This is a genomic window from Nostoc sp. DedQUE07, assembly GCF_034530975.2.
Lineage (GTDB): Bacteria > Cyanobacteriota > Cyanobacteriia > Cyanobacteriales > Nostocaceae > Nostoc.
Genome location: NZ_JAVRCC020000046.1, coordinates 1 through 16,762, shown reverse-complemented (window position 1 = coordinate 16,762; position 16,762 = coordinate 1). Strand labels below are relative to the sequence as shown.

At 40.4% G+C, this 16,762-nt stretch carries 16 protein-coding genes, 1 tRNA gene and 1 pseudogene; 5 read left to right on the top strand and 13 right to left on the bottom strand.

Annotated features, from left to right (window positions below; translation table 11 throughout):
• Positions 1-118: 118 nt before the first annotated feature.
• The 4 genes from RMZ95_RS26090 to RMZ95_RS26075 form a co-directional block, all read right to left on the bottom strand.
• Positions 119-481 (bottom strand): hypothetical protein, encoded by a 363-nt coding sequence (locus RMZ95_RS26090; RefSeq protein WP_069068421.1) that lies wholly within the window; start codon positions 479-481, stop codon positions 119-121.
• A 320-nt stretch (positions 482-801) separates the two neighbouring features.
• A complete protein-coding gene (locus RMZ95_RS26085; protein ID WP_322674505.1) occupies positions 802-1,113 on the bottom strand; it encodes a hypothetical protein in 312 nt (103 codons plus the stop codon).
• Between the two features lie 2 nt (positions 1,114-1,115).
• Positions 1,116-1,403: a hypothetical protein gene (locus RMZ95_RS26080; protein WP_322674506.1), complete on the bottom strand. Its 288-nt coding sequence runs from the start codon at positions 1,401-1,403 to the stop codon at positions 1,116-1,118.
• A 35-nt stretch (positions 1,404-1,438) separates the two neighbouring features.
• Complete coding sequence (locus tag RMZ95_RS26075) at positions 1,439-1,861, bottom strand: hypothetical protein (RefSeq protein ID WP_322683942.1); 423 nt, start codon at positions 1,859-1,861, stop codon at positions 1,439-1,441.
• Between the two features lie 1,017 nt (positions 1,862-2,878).
• Here RMZ95_RS26075 and cysK point away from each other — a divergent pair.
• The 4 genes from cysK (at position 2,879) to RMZ95_RS26055 (ending at position 7,161) form a co-directional block, all read left to right on the top strand.
• Positions 2,879-3,838 (top strand): cysteine synthase A, encoded by a 960-nt coding sequence (cysK, locus tag RMZ95_RS26070; RefSeq protein ID WP_322683943.1) that lies wholly within the window; start codon positions 2,879-2,881, stop codon positions 3,836-3,838.
• Positions 3,839-4,420: 582 nt separating this feature from the next.
• Complete coding sequence (locus RMZ95_RS26065) at positions 4,421-5,116, top strand: NYN domain-containing protein (protein ID WP_322683944.1); 696 nt, start codon at positions 4,421-4,423, stop codon at positions 5,114-5,116.
• A gap of 240 nt (positions 5,117-5,356) precedes the next feature.
• Positions 5,357-6,067: a response regulator transcription factor gene (locus tag RMZ95_RS26060; RefSeq protein WP_322683945.1), complete on the top strand. Its 711-nt coding sequence runs from the start codon at positions 5,357-5,359 to the stop codon at positions 6,065-6,067.
• 5 nt (positions 6,068-6,072) lie between these two features.
• Positions 6,073-7,161, top strand: a complete 1,089-nt coding sequence (locus RMZ95_RS26055; protein WP_322683946.1) for a HAMP domain-containing sensor histidine kinase — start codon at positions 6,073-6,075, stop codon at positions 7,159-7,161.
• A gap of 330 nt (positions 7,162-7,491) precedes the next feature.
• Here the strand turns inward: RMZ95_RS26055 and RMZ95_RS26050 are convergent, their stop codons facing one another.
• The 3 genes from RMZ95_RS26050 to RMZ95_RS26040 all read right to left on the bottom strand — a co-directional run bounded on the left by RMZ95_RS26050 (position 7,492) and on the right by RMZ95_RS26040 (position 10,490).
• On the bottom strand, positions 7,492-8,373 hold the full coding sequence (locus RMZ95_RS26050) for a CoA-binding protein (protein ID WP_322674512.1): 882 nt from the start codon (positions 8,371-8,373) through the stop codon (positions 7,492-7,494).
• Positions 8,374-8,670: 297 nt separating this feature from the next.
• Positions 8,671-9,894 carry a succinate--CoA ligase subunit beta gene (locus tag RMZ95_RS26045; RefSeq protein ID WP_322674513.1) on the bottom strand — a complete coding sequence of 408 codons (1,224 nt, stop codon included), beginning with the start codon at positions 9,892-9,894 and terminating at the stop codon, positions 8,671-8,673.
• 443 nt (positions 9,895-10,337) lie between these two features.
• A complete protein-coding gene (locus RMZ95_RS26040) occupies positions 10,338-10,490 on the bottom strand; it encodes a hypothetical protein (protein WP_322674514.1) in 153 nt (50 codons plus the stop codon).
• 53 nt (positions 10,491-10,543) lie between these two features.
• Here RMZ95_RS26040 and RMZ95_RS26035 point away from each other — a divergent pair, with 53 nt between their 5' ends.
• Positions 10,544-12,301 (top strand): hypothetical protein, encoded by a 1,758-nt coding sequence (locus RMZ95_RS26035; RefSeq protein ID WP_322674515.1) that lies wholly within the window; start codon positions 10,544-10,546, stop codon positions 12,299-12,301.
• A 182-nt stretch (positions 12,302-12,483) separates the two neighbouring features.
• Here RMZ95_RS26035 and RMZ95_RS26030 read toward each other — a convergent pair.
• The 6 genes and pseudogenes from RMZ95_RS26030 to rsmA form a co-directional block, all read right to left on the bottom strand.
• Positions 12,484-12,555: transfer RNA gene (locus tag RMZ95_RS26030), tRNA-Gly, on the bottom strand.
• Positions 12,556-12,726: 171 nt separating this feature from the next.
• Complete coding sequence (locus tag RMZ95_RS26025; protein WP_322674527.1) at positions 12,727-13,362, bottom strand: sporulation/spore germination protein; 636 nt, start codon at positions 13,360-13,362, stop codon at positions 12,727-12,729.
• Between the two features lie 194 nt (positions 13,363-13,556).
• Positions 13,557-13,647: pseudogene (locus RMZ95_RS26020) on the bottom strand (indole-3-glycerol-phosphate synthase TrpC); the annotation flags it as partial.
• 43 nt (positions 13,648-13,690) lie between these two features.
• A complete protein-coding gene (locus RMZ95_RS26015; RefSeq protein WP_322674528.1) occupies positions 13,691-14,020 on the bottom strand; it encodes a DUF3082 domain-containing protein in 330 nt (109 codons plus the stop codon).
• Between the two features lie 163 nt (positions 14,021-14,183).
• A complete protein-coding gene (gene ispE / locus RMZ95_RS26010; protein ID WP_322674529.1) occupies positions 14,184-15,137 on the bottom strand; it encodes a 4-(cytidine 5'-diphospho)-2-C-methyl-D-erythritol kinase in 954 nt (317 codons plus the stop codon).
• A 67-nt stretch (positions 15,138-15,204) separates the two neighbouring features.
• Positions 15,205-16,029 carry a 16S rRNA (adenine(1518)-N(6)/adenine(1519)-N(6))-dimethyltransferase RsmA gene (rsmA, locus tag RMZ95_RS26005; protein ID WP_322674530.1) on the bottom strand — a complete coding sequence of 275 codons (825 nt, stop codon included), beginning with the start codon at positions 16,027-16,029 and terminating at the stop codon, positions 15,205-15,207.
• Positions 16,030-16,762 lie beyond the last annotated feature (733 nt).

Genomic DNA, 16,762 nt, shown 5'->3' with positions numbered 1-16,762 from the left:
GGTGCTGGTTATTCTAGTGGTCGATAGATTTGTAGTAAGCACTTTAGTGCTTAAATATTTGAGGAATAAAGTCCTCTCTACAAAAGAATTTACCCCTCTCAATTAATGCGATGAGTCACTAAGTTGCAACCCACTGCAACTCCAACCATAGACGTGGGTTGTTCTCTTTGACCTTCGACATCGGATCGCGCAACAATCGCTTGGCATTCATACAGACAACCTGGATTAAACCCATGTTGTCTGCTACTTCTCTGAGTATTTCTTTTTGAGCTTGCACACAGGAAATCATTTCGTCAGAGCAATAAATTCCTATATATTGCAAACGTCTAGCAGGTCGTCCCCAAAAACAGGTGATGACTTTCACATAACACCCATCCAGCAATTCTCCAACTTGCGGGTAGTAATGGTTGACGACTCTTGTGAATTCTTTGGCTAAGATATCTTCAGCAATCATTGGAACTGATATTTCTGTAGCGTCCATCACGCTATTTAATATAACATAATTTTATCAATTAAATATGACAAAATAGCTGATTAAGCTTAAATAAAAGCTTAAATATGACATAAAAAAAGAGGTGTGCCTCATTTGGCATCACCTCAAATTTGCGTAAAGCATTTTTATACAATTAACTCATGTGGGGTAGGCTGAAAAACCCGCTCAGTTTATATGGCGGACAAGATGCCCACCCCACAATATTGGATAATTTTTTTCTTGGATTTTCCTAATCGCCAGGTATATTTGTAAAGGTGAGATGCTCCCTAATACTATGATGTTGAATTCCAAGTTTTGAATTTTAATTATTAGCGAGCATTGCGTTCGCAAACTAAGACCTCTGCTATGATTTCCGGCACATTTATAAAGTCCGTAAATCCTTCAGAACTACGGATTGGTGAAATAAATGTATAGTTTGGATCGCACGCTCCAGTGTCATATACTTGAATAAACCACCGATCGGGAAATCCTTCTATACCTAGTTCCACAGTGTACCAACTCTCGCCAATCAGACGAGAGCTAAAAATTGTAAACCACTCTCGGTTCTCTTCTGAAATATTCCAATCTGCCATCAGCAGTTCTAAAGCTATTTGTCCCGCATCCGTTGAAGTCAACAGCATTTTTACTCCTTATTTGCAACTTCAGTATTTGCAACTTCAGTACTGGGAACTTCCGGGTATAAACCTAATTCTTTCGCTAGCTCTCGTGCCACAAAAAATAAAAATTGGGCACCATCTTGATTGCCTTCATGGGCAAACATAGTAGCTACTTGTAACATTGTTTCTACTAAACCGGAATCAATCAATTCGGGTTTAGATTCCAAAATTTCTGGTTCTTGACCATTAGGACATTTAAGTAACTCATCAATCAGATTAAAATACAAGCTTTGGCGTTGTTCTTGGTCTGTCATGGTAATTTTCTTGATTTTAGTAAATTGTGAATAAGTTACTGTTCGATACTTTGGCGCCACAGCCTTTCCAACATTTCAACTTGTTCTTTTAAAACAGCAGCACGATGAACCAGATATCTGTCGTAAAAGAGAATCCCTAACCCAACACAAATCGGGGTTAACAAGAAGAACCATTGCAGGATAGTGGCAAATTTATATTGTTCAGCAACAGTTAGCATTTGATGAACCACATTGCGATCGGAGGATTGAATGCTAGTCTGAGGGGAATGTGTACCCTCTTTCTGGGGAGCCAAGGCGGGAGCATCTGTAGTTGTGTTGTTAACTTCGTAAGCTAAATTCTGAGATTTTACTAACTCCAGATGTCGCTCCCAAATTATGCCAAATACTACTAGTCCTGGTGAAAGCACTGCTAAGGTAACGACGCAAACTGTAAGAACATTAAATAGTTTGGCTTTCATCTTGGCTCTCCCTTGCTAGGTAGTATGCACCCAGTAAGAAAATATCTTTTGCTGTTTATCTAAAGTAGTTATATATTTCTACCTCTCAAACAGTTTTGATATTAAAATATGTGTAATCGGTAATTTGTACAATCATTAGTTGCCAGTTATTTTTCTCGTCACTACTGACTACTGACTAATAAAAAATTACCACCCTTTTCACAAAACATAGGATTATTCAGTCAGAAAGAACGCACTTGATTCGGGAATCTGGTTTCATCCTCTTCTCAAAAAGAAGATTAAGAAGTCCCCCCTAGTTCACTAAGCTTTCGCTCAGGAATGTTGGGGGGTAGAGGGGAATCTCTGCGTAAATCCTATACGATTTATATCAGCCGCTCTCCACCAAACAGTTTACCCCAGCCCTGTTAAGATTATTAAATTCATTAGAATAGTACTCAAAGCCTGTAATCCACACATGATAGGTCTTATAAAAATTCATTGGGGTATGGGTGCTAGTGTTTTTTGGACGGGGTTCTAGTATTTTCGAGGTGGGGTTCTGGGGTTTTTGCACTCAATCTCAAAGCAATGTAGGCAATGGTTAAAGACTGTTTTAGATGCAATTTGGGATTGACAAAATCTGCACTCAAAATAAAATATCAATGTCTCTTGATAAAGATAGACTAATAAATTAGGAAAAGCAATTAAATATTTTAAAATTCAATTATATTTTCAGAATAAATAGAAAATAATGAAAAAATTATTCATCTATACAGAATCATAAAAATTGAATCTCAATCCAAGAGACAATAGTCAGCAATTATAAATGTTAAACTAGAAGAATGGTAAGCTAGCCTCTTCTGAAGTAAGAATCAATGAGAATATCTAATAAAAGTTCTTCCTAAACTTTCATATTTTGTGGTTTAGTTAGAATACATAGTATATGCACTCATTGACATTAAACGGCAAAATAAATACATCAAAGCTTATTGTTATCAGTAAATACTCTGTACTAAGATTTAGGATTTTAGGGGTTAAAGAATGCGGATTGCTCAAGACATCACAGAACTGATTGGACGAACTCCTTTAGTTCAACTGAACAAGATTCCTCAAGCTGAGGGAGTAGTAGCAAGGATAGTTGTTAAATTAGAAGGGATGAATCCAGCGGCTTCGGTGAAAGACCGCATTGGGTTAAGTATGGTACTCTCGGCGGAAGCTGCTGGCTCAATTTTCCCAGGAAAGACCATTTTAGTTGAGCCTACTTCAGGTAATACAGGAATTGCTCTAGCAATGGTAGCAGCAGCGCGTGGCTACCGTTTGATTTTGACCATGCCTGAGACTATGAGCCAAGAACGACGCGCTATGCTTAGAGCTTATGGTGCATCTTTGGAGTTGACACCAGGAACTGAGGGTATGCGGGGAGCAATTCGCAAAGCCGAAGAAATTGTGGCTAATACTCCCAATGCTTTTATGCTGCAACAGTTCCGCAATCCTGCGAATCCCAAAGTTCACCAAGAAACCACCGCTGAAGAAATTTGGACAGATACAGACGGGGAAGTAGATATCGTCATTGCTGGGGTAGGTACTGGTGGAACGATTACTGGGATTGCAGAAGTACTCAAACAGCGCAAACCGACTTTTAAAGCGATCGCAGTTGAACCCAGCAACAGCCCAGTCCTCTCTGGTGGTGAAGCAGGGCCACACAAAATTCAAGGTATTGGGGCTGGATTTATCCCAGATGTCCTCCGTTTAGAATTGGTTGATGAAGTAATTAGAGTCAGCGATGAACAAGCGATCGCCTATGGACGACGTTTGGCAAAAGAAGAAGGCTTATTATCTGGGATATCCTCTGGTGCAGCTTTGTGCGCTGCAATTCAAGTAGGTAAACGTCCAGAAAATGCCGGACGTTTAATCGTGATGATTCAGCCTTCCTTTGGCGAACGTTATCTCAGCACACCCATGTTTCAAGATTTATCTTTAGAAACTGCTGCGGTGCGTTAATAAGACAGGGGGACAAGAGAGTAATCAACCTCCCTGTCCTTCTCATTTGTCTCTTACATAAAATTAAGGCAACTTACCTTTTGAGGTGCGATCGCATCCCATATTACGTTATTAGTGCTTCTAACTCCTTGACACACCCACGGCTGTGTAAATATTGCTACGCTCATTCTCCCTAAAAGCCGTGGGATTCTTATGCGGAACTTGCCTATCTTGGCTTGCCCTCCATTACAGGTTTATAGTTCCTACCTACAAAATTTATAAATATAGTGCTTTTAGGTTGAGTGCAATACAGACCTAACAAAAACAGTCCTTACCCTGACAACAAGATTTATTTTCTCGAAACTCTTGCTGTCTCGGTGGGTAAAGATTAACATATCTGTGGGCAGAAGCAATATCTCGTTAAATCAACCGTAACAATAGTGAAAACCTTGCGCTGTCTATTTTGAATCTTGTCTAGCAGCAGTTAAACTTGTCTGTATATAGTGACTTAAGACCATTACCTGCTAGGTTATAAATCAGGCACAGACTATACTATAGAAAATTTAGTCAAAATTCTTTACAGCTTTAAAATCAGAGGTATCAATGATTATAACTAATTTTAGCAAACAAAGAAATGAATTTAAGGAATCTAAAGTACTCAAAGCGAAACCACATTGGCAAGGGCAAAATTTGAGCGATACTGCTGTCAAAGGTAAAGATACCAAGATGCGAGATCCTGCACCTGATAGTTCGATTTTGAATAACTTAAATCGCGGTCGAGTTGCTATTTTTATTGATGGCTTAAGCCTGTTCCATACAGCCTTACAACTCGGCATAGAAATTGACTACGTTAAATTGCTTTGTCATTTAACCAGTGGTTCCAGACTGTTGCGTGCTTTTTTCTATACTGGGGTTGATATCAGTAATGAAAAGCAACAGGGTTTTCTCTTGTGGATGCGTCGCAATGGCTATCGCGTAGTAGCAAAGGAACTCGTTGTACCAGCAGAGAATTTCAAAAAATCAAATCTGAACGTAGAAATTGCTGTAGATATGATAACTTTAGCTCCTTATTATGATACAGCGGTTTTAGTCAGTGGCGATGGAGATTTAGCTTATGCTGTAAACGCTGTTAGCAGAATGGGGGTTCGGGTGGAAGTAGTCAGTCTGCAAACTACCACTAGTGAAAGTTTGATTGATGTTGCTGACTGCTTCATTGACCTCGATAGTATTAAAACACACATTCAAAAAGATTCTAATCTTGGCTATAGTTATCGCACAGCGTCAAATTCAAACCTCTAATTAAAAAGAGGCAAAGAGTGGGAGACACAGGGACGCATAAAAGATATCTCTGTGTCTTTGTGTCTTTGCTCTCAATACGGTTCGGATAAGATCCCCCCGCCTGCGGCGACCCCCTTAAAAAGGGGGTAAAGAGGAGAAAAAGCCCCCCAATTTATCGGGGGTTGGATATTCAAGAGACAAATATGTTAACCGAACTGTATTGTCTTTGCTGTGCCCATTTTGCTCGATCTTATATTTCAGATGGATATTTTAATAGTTGAAGATGAACCAGAAATTGCTCGTTTAATCGAACTCTCTTTAGAAAAAGAAGGATTTTTTTGTCGCACTAGCCGCGATGGCATGAATGCTTTGCGGATGTTTCAAGAGCAACCACCGGATTTAATCATTCTAGATTTAATGATTCCTGGTTTGGATGGGTTGGAAGTTTGTGCCCGAATTCGCCAGAAACCAGGTGCGAAAGATCCTTACATTTTAATGCTTACTGCTAAGGGTGAAGAAATCGATCGCGTCATTGGTCTGTCTACTGGTGCTGATGATTATATGGTCAAACCCTTTAGCCCCAGAGAGTTAGTAGCTAGGGTGCGGGCACTATTACGGCGTAGCCTCCGCCAAGGAGGACAACATCAAGTCAATCGTACCCAACACTTTATTGTTGATGTAGACCAGCGCACTGCTAGTCGCCAGATAAATTCTCAAGAAGTTGAAATTTTGGACTTAACTACCCTAGAATTTAACTTGCTAACCACCTTTGTCAGCAATCCTGGTCGAGTTTGGAACCGTACCCAACTAATTGATAAACTTTGGGGAGATAATTTTTTTGGCGATGAACGAGTTGTAGATACTCATGTAGCTCGGTTGCGAAAAAAGATTGAACCCGATCCGGCAAATCCGACTTTTATTAAAACTGTTGTTGGGGTTGGCTATAAATTTGAAGATCCTTTGGTAGCGTAAATGTTATGAAGATGGGGCTGAGAGGGCGCCTGTTTTTCTCCCACTTAGTAGTAATGATCGTGGGGGTAGCTAGTCTGGTGAGCATTAGCAAAATCTCTTCCCCTCGCTTGTTTGTCTTGCATTTGGAAGGATTAGAAAATCAGGGGTTCGACTTAATCGATGTCCGTGCTGAATTGGTTACAGGATTTGAACTTGCTTGGCAGCGCAGCACTCTTTGGTCAGTCTTAGTCGGTACTACCGCCGCCGGAGGATTGAGTTACTGGGTGTCCAGACGAATTATGCAGCGATTGACCGAGATGGAACAAATCACCCAAAAATTTGCTGCTGGTCAAATGGATGCACGATTACCTGTGTCTGACATTCCAGAACTTAGTGGATTGAGCAGTAGTTTCAACCGAATGGCTGCCAGTTTAGAAGGCGTAGAAGCGCGGCGGCGAGAAGTGATTGGAGATATGACCCATGAATTACGCACACCATTAACTGTGGTGCGCGGTTATTTGGAAGAACTGGCTGATGGGGAAATTGAAGCATCTCCTGAAATCTATCGGCGTTTAGCGAAAGAAACTCGACGCTTAGAGCGGTTGGTGAACGATTTGCAAGAACTATCTAAGGCAGAAGCTGGTTATCTACCAATTAATATCCAACGGGTAAATTTGCGTCCGTTGTTAGAGTCATTAGTGGAGAAATTTTCCGACCAACTATTGGAAGATGGGCCAGTTATGCTCTTGAAATGTCCATCTGTGCTACCTCCTGTATTGGCAGATGTTGACCGTACAGAACAGGTGCTAGTTAATCTGCTAGGTAATGCAGTTCGTTACACTAACGAAGGTTCAATTACCATTACTGTTGGGATTGACGCATCTCAACTCTGGATTGCGGTTAGTGATACAGGCATTGGTATCGCTCCAGAAAATTTGCCTCATGTGTTTGAGCGCTTCTGGCGAGCCGATCAATCGCGCGATCGCCATTCGGGAGGTACTGGTATTGGTTTAACTATTTCCCGTCGTTTGATTGAATTACAAGGCGGTCAAATTCAGGTAGAAAGCGAATTGGGAGTTGGGAGTACGTTTCGCTTTTTTCTGCCTTTGGCTTGAGACAAAACCTTCAATTCCGAGGGATTGACACAAGCTAGTCATGGCTGTGTCATACCCAATTGCTAATTTGAAAGTATCCAAAATTCTAGCTTGTTGATGAATGCCAGGATTTTAGAAATGCATAGAGTGTAACATTATGTCTACTTTTATTTTGGCTGCTTTTTTGGTTAGTTTACTCAGTGCTTCAGGTTATGCTGCGATCGCCTACCTGTTTCCTCAAAATCGCTCATTAAAATAATTCGTAATTCGTAATTCGTAGTTAAAAATTGAATTACGAACTTGTACTGAGCGTAGCCGTTGGCGCAGCCTCTCGTAGAGAAGTATTAGTAATTAGTTAATCTCCTTTCTCAATAATTCTGGAATTTGAGAAGGACGTTCAGCTACTGTTACTTCCGCTTCTTTTAAAGCAGCTAATTTACTTTGGGCTGTGCCAAAGTCAGGATCGCGTCCGATAACTGTTGCTAAAGTCCCAGTTTGACGCCAAGTTTTTCCTGGTGGTGCAAGTCTTCCTGCAATGTAGGCAATTACTGGTTTATCAATTGCTTCAGCAATATACCGCGCTGCTGCTTCTTCACTACCACCACCAGGTTGACCGACTAAAACGATCGCTTCTGTGGTTTCATCCTCATCGAGAATTTGCAGCCATTGCAAAAATGAGGAACCGACGATCGCATCGCTACCAATACTGACACTAATTGACTGCCCTAAACCTGCTTTTGTTAATTCGTAGGCAATTTCATAGGTGAGGGTACTGCTACGACTAACGATCCCCACTGTTCCAGGAGTATAAAATTCGCTGGGTTGAGTCCCTAAAAGAATTTTTCCCGGTACAATGATCCCCGGACTATTTGGCCCGATTACCAAAGTTTCACAAGCTTCGGCTTTGCGGAGTAATTGCACCATATCCAAAGGCGGCACACCAGCAGTAATAATAATAATCTGGCGAATATTAGATGCGATCGCTTCTAATGCTGCATCTAAAACATCATAAGGATCTACACAAATAATTGTGGTGTCAATTGCCCCAAATTGTTCTATTACTTCCTCTACTAAATCAAATACTGGCAGTCCATGCAATTCCTGTCCGCCGCATCCAGGATTGACACCAGCTACTAAATTCGTGCCATAAGCTTTCATTTGATCGACATGAGTGCTTGATATAAATTCACAAAAGCCTTGAATTAAAACTTTACTTTCTGGCGTTAGGTTCATAAAAAATTACCGTAAGTTTGATAACCCAGCGCTTTGAACTACTGGGCATAGAAACAACACATTTACAGTGTCGTATTGATTCAATTTTTACTGAAATTCCAAAAATGAGTTTGGAAGCTAAGTGTTCCAAAAGTGAGAAAACGCGCCCCTAGCTAGGAATATTCAGTTTGAATGTACTATATAATTTAGTCCCAGAAAGCAAAGCTGTATTTAATTTGAGCATCAAGTTCAACAATTTATACCCGACGGTAAAAACTAATAATTTTTGATTTTTGAATTGTCACAAAATGACATTCACTATCTTTTATTAGCCGTTGGTTTAGCAAGGAGAACTGCTGCTGCCACTGCCTCATCTAAATTTTCTACCACAACAAGCGCATCGGTGTGGGTTTTTAGTGTTGTCAAATATTTTCTCGCAGTGTTAAATTCAGAACCCGCAAGACGGACAACTAAGGATGGAAAATTAAGCTGTCGCCGTTTACTACCATTAGAACGTACAACCTGTGATTGAAGTTCGCTGTCGTCTTGCTGCACTACTCTAGCTATAACTTCAGCCACTTCCTCGGTTTGCGGAATGCTACCCAGAAAGTTAATTAGTATTACTTGAATGCTTTTATCAGCCTCCAGCATTTTCAAACCTGTTTCTAGGCGATCGCGGAAGGTAGTTGGTGTAGTATCTGTAAGAAAAGCATGACGTAGATTCAAACAAACACCTGGATTGCCACCAGCATTTGCAACTAAATCTAAAGTTGCCATTACTGAACCAGTACCGTTACCTAAAATACCGATTTTTCCATGCATTTGTACACCATCCCAGTCGCCCAAAATACCGTTAATTTCAGTAGTGGTATGACGACTGATAATTTTTGCTGCCATCTCGGCCAGATCGGGATGACGCTTGATCGACCGTTCGTTGACCCTGACTTTACCATTAAGAGCCATAACTTGACTAGTAGTACTGACTGCTAAGGGATTAATTTCGACTAAATCCAGGTCTTTTTGGACAAATAAGTGGTACATCTTTTCCACAACGCTGCTTACCGACTGCATCAGCGTTCCTTGCAAACCCATTTTCAAAGCCAATCGTCGGGCATAAAATGGTGAGAATTCCTGTTCCACGACAACGTAGTGCATTCTTTCCCCAGCCGATTCCCAATCGATATCTGCTTCTTTGCAACCTAAAAGTACCGGTCGGCAGGCAGCAGTATCTAAAACTACTGCTAAATAAAATTCTTGGTTGGCGTCGTATCTAGATTCTGCCAGTACAACTTCCGGCAATTCGCCCCAAATTGGTAAACTAAAGATATTTTGAGCAGCTGCGATCGCATCGATAGTCGTTTGGGCAAATCTGACTCCACCAGCTTTTGCCCGTTCCGCTCCGTGGACTTGAGATTTCAGTACAATTGGATAGCGAATTTTTAACCGTTTCAAATCTGTAGGATGGTCAATTCGTTGGGAAGGCAATACCGGGATGCCTATCTTCGCAAACCATTCTTTAACTTGGTACTCTAATAAATCCATTGATACACCTTGTATTGACACTTTCCAAGATTTTGGTTATTCCTGTCTTGATATTTTGCAGCACCTTTATTGCAGAATTAACCTTTTTGCAGCTATAAAAACTTATTTTTCACGGATCAATTTTATCGAATTCAGCAAATTCAGCATATTAATTTTGATAGTCAACTTGTTTGTGACAGGGCCACAACACATAATTAATCTCCTCAGTAAGTTTCCCAGCATAGAAGATAACTAGCTTTTTTGTCAAAACCCTCTGACATAGCATCGTTTTCTTAACCTTTAGATAATTTGGTAAAAATTGTTCTGCAACTAGCATTTTGCAAAGCAGTAGCTTTTGTGAGTTTAATTATCGCAAAGTAATGCAGTGAAAATACCCAAATCTTCTATTATTCCCATTTTTTATTTTTAATTTATATCTGAAGACAGATTATTTAATTTTGTATCTAGCGCTGTAAAAATGTATCGGTACGAACAATAATTACTTTTTTAATTTTTGGTGAAAAGTCAGAATTTGTGTTAGAAAGTTGGTCGTTCAGATTCTCAGGCTGTGGTTGGTTAAACTGTGCATTTGCATTCAACAAACCTAAAAAGTTCATTTCATCCCCTTAAAGATAATCAAAACAATATAGAAGTTCAGCGGGAAAGCTGTATGAAAGTAGCAGTCCAGCAGGAAGATTTACAGCTTTTAGCCAAAACTTTGCAAGAACAATTACTTGTAGAAGTCTCAACCGCTGAAGTCTTCGAGGTTAAATGCGTCGTCAATAAAGGCGAGCTAATGATTTTAACGCAACACGCGTCAGATGTAATCGTTGACGCTCAACTAATTTTTGCAGTTATTGAGGAGGTACTTCAGTCTCTAGCACCCCACAAAGAGCAACGGGTGCAATGTTTTTTGAGAGTTTTTGGCGAACAACTCCCTTATGCTAAATGTTTCTTGGCGTTGAAGCCGACGGGGGGATGGGTAGCAGAGGGAGATGAGGAAGTACAAAAAGATGAGGAAGTAATATTCCCCTCATCATCTCTGACATATTCTCCATTAATCAATGAGAGCGAAGAAGAAAAAGAAGAAGAACTGTTTGACCCGTTTGCAGATGTGCCGAATTTCTCGGCTTCAAAGCCAGGATTCCAGGTCAAACCTATCCTCCTGGGTGCAGCGTTGGTGGGAATTATAGTTTTAGGCGGTGGTGCTTACTTATTGACTCGCCCTTGCGTGATGTCTGAGTGTAAGGAAATACAAAACGCCGAGCAATTAAAAATAAAATCTCCGCAACTGATGCGCCGCGCCAAGTCTGAAAAAGAATTAGTTGCTGTACAACAGCAACTTGCAGCAGCCAGCACAGACCTGAATGTAATTCCTAGTTGGTCGCCTCGTTACCAGCTGTCACAGGAACTAAAAGCAAGTTTATCTGGGCGATCGCAAAAAATCGATCGGGTGGTCAAAGCTTTGCAAACGGCATCTTTGGCGACACAAAAAGTTCAAACTCCAGCATCTAGCTTAGAGGAATTACAAACTAGGCAACACTTATGGCGACAGGCTATAGCGCCACTAGAAAGTATAAGTTCTAGTAGTGAACTCTATGGGCTGGTGCAGGGTAAATTACTGAATTATCGTGTTCGTTTGCACGCTGTAAATCAACAGATATTTATTGAGGAAAAATGGCTGAAAAAACTAACAATGGCAAAAGGTGTAGCTGTTGCAGCCGAGAAGCAGGAGGCTACTGCTAAATCCTTGAATGACTGGCAAAAGGCGCAATCTACTTGGCTGGTGGTAATTAATGCCTTGAATACGATTCCCCGAAATAGCGTTGGATACCAAGAAGCCCAAAAGCTGTTGGTAGATTATAAACCTAAATTAGTATTAGTACGCGATCGCGCTACTAAAGAACAATTAGGTGTTAAAACTTACCAACAGGCCCTTACCACTGCCAAGCAAGCCAAAGTTTATGAACAACAAAAACAATGGCAAGCAGCGGCGATATATTGGGAGCAGGCTTTGCAAACTGCTAAAAAAGTTCCCCAAGATAGCTTGTACTACACTCAGGCTCAGTCTCTCCTCGAACCCTATTCGTCTGCGCTCAAACAAACACAAGAAAAAGTACAAGTTGTTAGTAGTTTGCAACAAACCCGCACTGATTTAGATAAGACTTGTATTAATGGAATTCGGATTTGCACCTTTAGCATAGACAATGCAGAAATTATTGTCCGACTAACCCCTGAGTATGACCAAATAAGGCAAAATAACTTCGCTAATCCTTATTCTCAGAATTCGGATACTGCTGTTGACGTTACCAATCACTTGCAAATCTTACGCGAAGCCCTAGCCGTAATTGGTGAAAATGCCAATCTATCCCTTTTTCTTTATGATTCCCAAGGTCAGGTAATTTATACGCGGACTTTAGGCGGGTAAGTAAAATACCGATTGAAGTATAAAGGATGAATTGTACATTAACTAATTATTTGTCAATTTAACAAAATACTGCCACAGCATTTCAAATACCTAAAACCCTGACATAGTAAGTATTATGTCAGGGTTTTTCTTATTTAAGGAAAATAGCGATCGCACTACTGGCTAAAAGTTACAGATTATAGAGCGGGCGATGGGACTCGAACCCACGACGTTCACCATGGGAAGATGACATTCTACCACTGAATTACACCCGCAAATTGCTAACATAAACTTATGCTTAAAATTAAGCATACCACTATTTACAGCTGTTTTCAATTGGCTAGAAAATCCACTATTTTGACAACTACTGATGCATGAGTCCTGTAGCTGTTCAGATTAGAAAATTTTTTTAGCTAGCTGATGACGGCACTTATTACAATATTTAACTAAAGAACAATGTCCTCGCCTCGCTCCGTGAAGCGAACTTCTTTTATATTCCATTGAGTATTACTCGTTAAGGTTTTGCGGAGACTGCCAAACAGAGCAAACTGTTCACAACTAGAAAGAGAAGTTATTTGCCGCTTTGACTCAGGAGATATTCGTAAATCAACTGTAGCAATGCCATTTTTGATGTTGACACGATACCCAGACAAGCTAAAGTCGCTTGTATCTCGTTTTTCTAAGATTTTACTTACGACATTTGTCACTGGTTCCTCGGCTGGTACTGAAATCTTTTCTGGAATTAGCTTTTGACATTGGGTATCACTTGTGTATAGTGTTACGTTAGTAGTTTTGCTAGTGGCAACCTTAGAAGTTGGTGAAGAAGGCGTATTTTCCTTTGGTGAAGAAGGCGTATTTTCCTTAGAAGATTCTTGATTAGGAAACTTTTCTCTCAACTGAGCTACGCTAGGAATTTGGCTGGGAGACTGAGAAGGTAGGCTATTCGTCGGTGCTGGTACTGTAGTAGGGTATGAAGTTGCGCTGTCAATATTACCTGCGGTAGGGTTAGAACTACAACTACCAAGGCTCACAACCATTGTCACAAAAATAGGGGGTAAAAAATATCTCTTGATTGTGTTCATAAATTTTGCTTATAAATAATGTTATTTATTTCAGTGTCGTTGGTATTAATTCCGCATAAATTCGTGAATATTGAGCCAGTCTATAAAGTGTCAACCAAAAATCTTTTAAAGTCAAATTTTATACTATTCACTAAAATTACAACATTTGCTATTCAAGGATCTATGTCTGATAACATTAGGGATACAATAAACTAGAGAATTACTGGAACCAGTAGCACTGCATCTGCACCTGCTGCTTGTGCTAAATAAATTTGGCAAGAGTAAAATCAACTCCTTGCAAAATATTAGAAAAACTTGTGCTTTTAGATTACTGATTAAAAGTAAATTACTAGTTTTCACTACTTTTTTGCTTCGTCAATTGCTGCACTAATAATTGTACTCCCAAAGCCAACAAACCAATTGCCACTATAGCAAAAATCCCGCTACCTAAAGCAACTACACCAACTACCAGAGTACGAACAGCAGAAGAAATCTTTACCACCAATGGATTGATTGAATGGATCGGTTTACTAGCAAAATTTGTCGCGATCGCAATCATCAGCGAATAGGCTGCAAATGCCATCCCTCCAGAAATCGCCGCCCCAGTAAAACAGCGTAACGGACTAGCTGTCACCTGTTCTTTAGCATTTGTTTGCGGCGTTAGATTTTGGTCATTCATAATATTTAGATTTTAGATGTTAGATTTTGGATTGGAGCATTAGGAATAATTATTGTTTGTCATTTAAATTGCATCTTTGCGTTTTTTTGATGATTTGAACTATGCAACTTAAAAGCTCATTCATCAGCTTATTGCCCATACTTCATTAACAATAAAGATTTATTTAAATTGAAGATGCCACCTGAATACCATGTGTAATTGTCCGAGTCACAAACAATTCTAAGTCTTCATCAAGAATTGCTTCCCTAGCTTGCAGTTTGACTTGTTCTGCCTGCTGCTGAGACTCAACAAGAGTAAAAACTGTTGGCCCAGAACCAGACATCATTGTTCCTAAAACACCTTCTTGATTTGCAAACATTTCTCGCAACTGCAAGACTTGCGGATAGGCTGGCAATACGACACGCTCTAAATCATTGTGCAGTTTTTGGGCAATTTTTCTGGCATCTCTATCCAGAATAGCTTTTACTATAGCCCCTGAATGAACTGCATTAGCACGCGCTTCCAAATTTTTGCTATCTCTAATATAAGAATGACCAAACTGCTGTCGATAGGTTTTGTATGCCCAAGGTGTGGAAACTTCCAGACTGCGGTATTTCCCCAATACTATATATATGTTATCTAAACTCGGCAGGGGAGAAAGTTGCTCACCCCTACCTGTTGCGATCGCAGTTCCACCCGCTACACAAAAAGGTACATCTGAACCAAGTGTACTTGCCAACTCCTCTAATTCTGACTGAGTTAGCCCCAACTTCCATAATAAATCTATCCCCACCAACACAGCTGCTGCATTTGTCGAACCCCCAGCCAACCCAGCAGCTACAGGAATCTGCTTATTAACGGTAATCTCCACACCCCCATATTTAGCAAAGGCTTCGGGAAATTGCCTTACCATTAATTCTGCTGCTCGGTATGCCAGATTACTTTTATCTGTCGGTACTTGTGGGTGGTTGCAGTGAACACGAATGCTGTCAGTGCTGAGAGAACGCACATCAATTTTGTCTGCAAGTCCGATACTTTGAAGTATCATGGCTAACTCATGATAACCATCAGGGCGATCGCCAATGATTTCCAAATACAAGTTGATTTTAGCAGGGGCAATTAGGCTGTAGGAACGCATTTTCTAGAAGTGGGGAATAGGGAATGGGGAATGAAGAAGGAGGAATGGGAAAAATCTGCCTTGTTCCCTACTCCCTACTTTCTACTCCCAGTTCATTTGCTAAAATTACCCATTGCTGAACGCTGAGGTCTTCGGCTCTAGCTTGGGGATTTATTTTTAATTGTTCCAGTAAGTGGCTCAGGCGATCGCGTTCTATAACTGATTGCAAATTATTTCGTAACATTTTGCGCTTGGCACCAAACCCCAATTTTAAGAAATTCTCTAATTGTCGGGGATTAAGTGCTGGTATTTCTATTTTTCGGGGACGCAATCGCACCACTGCTGAATCGACTTTTGGCGGTGGATGAAATGCGGCGGCTGGGACTGTGCAGATCAACTCACACTCAGCCAAATATTGTACCCGCACACTCAACGCCCCAAAAGCTTTTGATCCTGCTTTAGCATACAATCTTTCTGCGACTTCTTTTTGTACCAGTAACACTATTGAGTCAAATGGTTCGGGGTTGGGGTTAGCGATCGTACCCAGTAGTTTCTCAATAATTGGCCCTGTAATGTTGTAAGGAATATTGGCTACTACCTTATTTGGCTTTTGGAAATTAGGAAAGGCTAGTAGATTAGATGGTAAATCTAGGGTGAGAAAATCGCCTTGCAGCAATAGGAAATTTTTAGTCTTACCGAGTTGCTTTGATAACAGTTGACATAAATCGCGGTCTATTTCAACTGCAATCATAGATTCTACTAAGGGCAATAACTGACGAGTTAGAATGCCAGTGCCAGGCCCAATTTCTAGGACGCGATCGCTTTGTGTACACTCAGCTGCTTTAATAATTGCGTCGAGCGCCTTTTCACTTTTGAGCCAATGTTGAGCAAAGACCTTACGCGGTCGGATCATCTGTATTTATTGCCTAGTCTAATTTTTAGCTGTTTATCAAAAATTCATTATAAATTTTGAAGTCCCTATACAGCGCTAGATTTACTGTAACGCCTATCTTCTCCTCCAAACGCTTTGCGATCGTAGTGATGGCGATCGCGTAAATGTCCATATAAGCGTCACCTGTAGGATGGGAGTCTTAAACCGCAACCTTCGCAACAACTATGCTCTTAATATAATTAATTCGAGCATTTGGATTCAAGATACATACCTCTAGCAAGACTACCTCCTGCCTTTTTGAATAATCATTAATTACTTAATTTGCATCAGATCCCATTTAGATTTAGAGACAAGCAACGTGCATTATTCACACACTCAGGTTTAGCCACTTCGTTCTCGCCTCCCTCCTGTTGCTTAACCTATTAACCTGAAAGCGAGTCCAGGCAAGCGATTTGCCATTTTAGAAAAAAAAATAAATTTACCCCTTGACAAACTAGGGGATGACTAGTTACTCTAGTTAAGTGGAAAGGCGAAAGACGCCAAAACCACCGCTGAACCTGTAAAACATAATACTTTGAAAGCTTAAGAAAAAACCAATCCTCGTCAAAAGATTTTGCTTTTGGTAAATCCAAAAGGATAGTCAAAATTAATAACAGGATTCCGGGAAATATTTTTTTCGGAGCCACAAACTCGAAACACAACAAAACGGAGAGTTTGATCCTGGCTCAGGATGAACGCTGGCGGTATGCTTAAC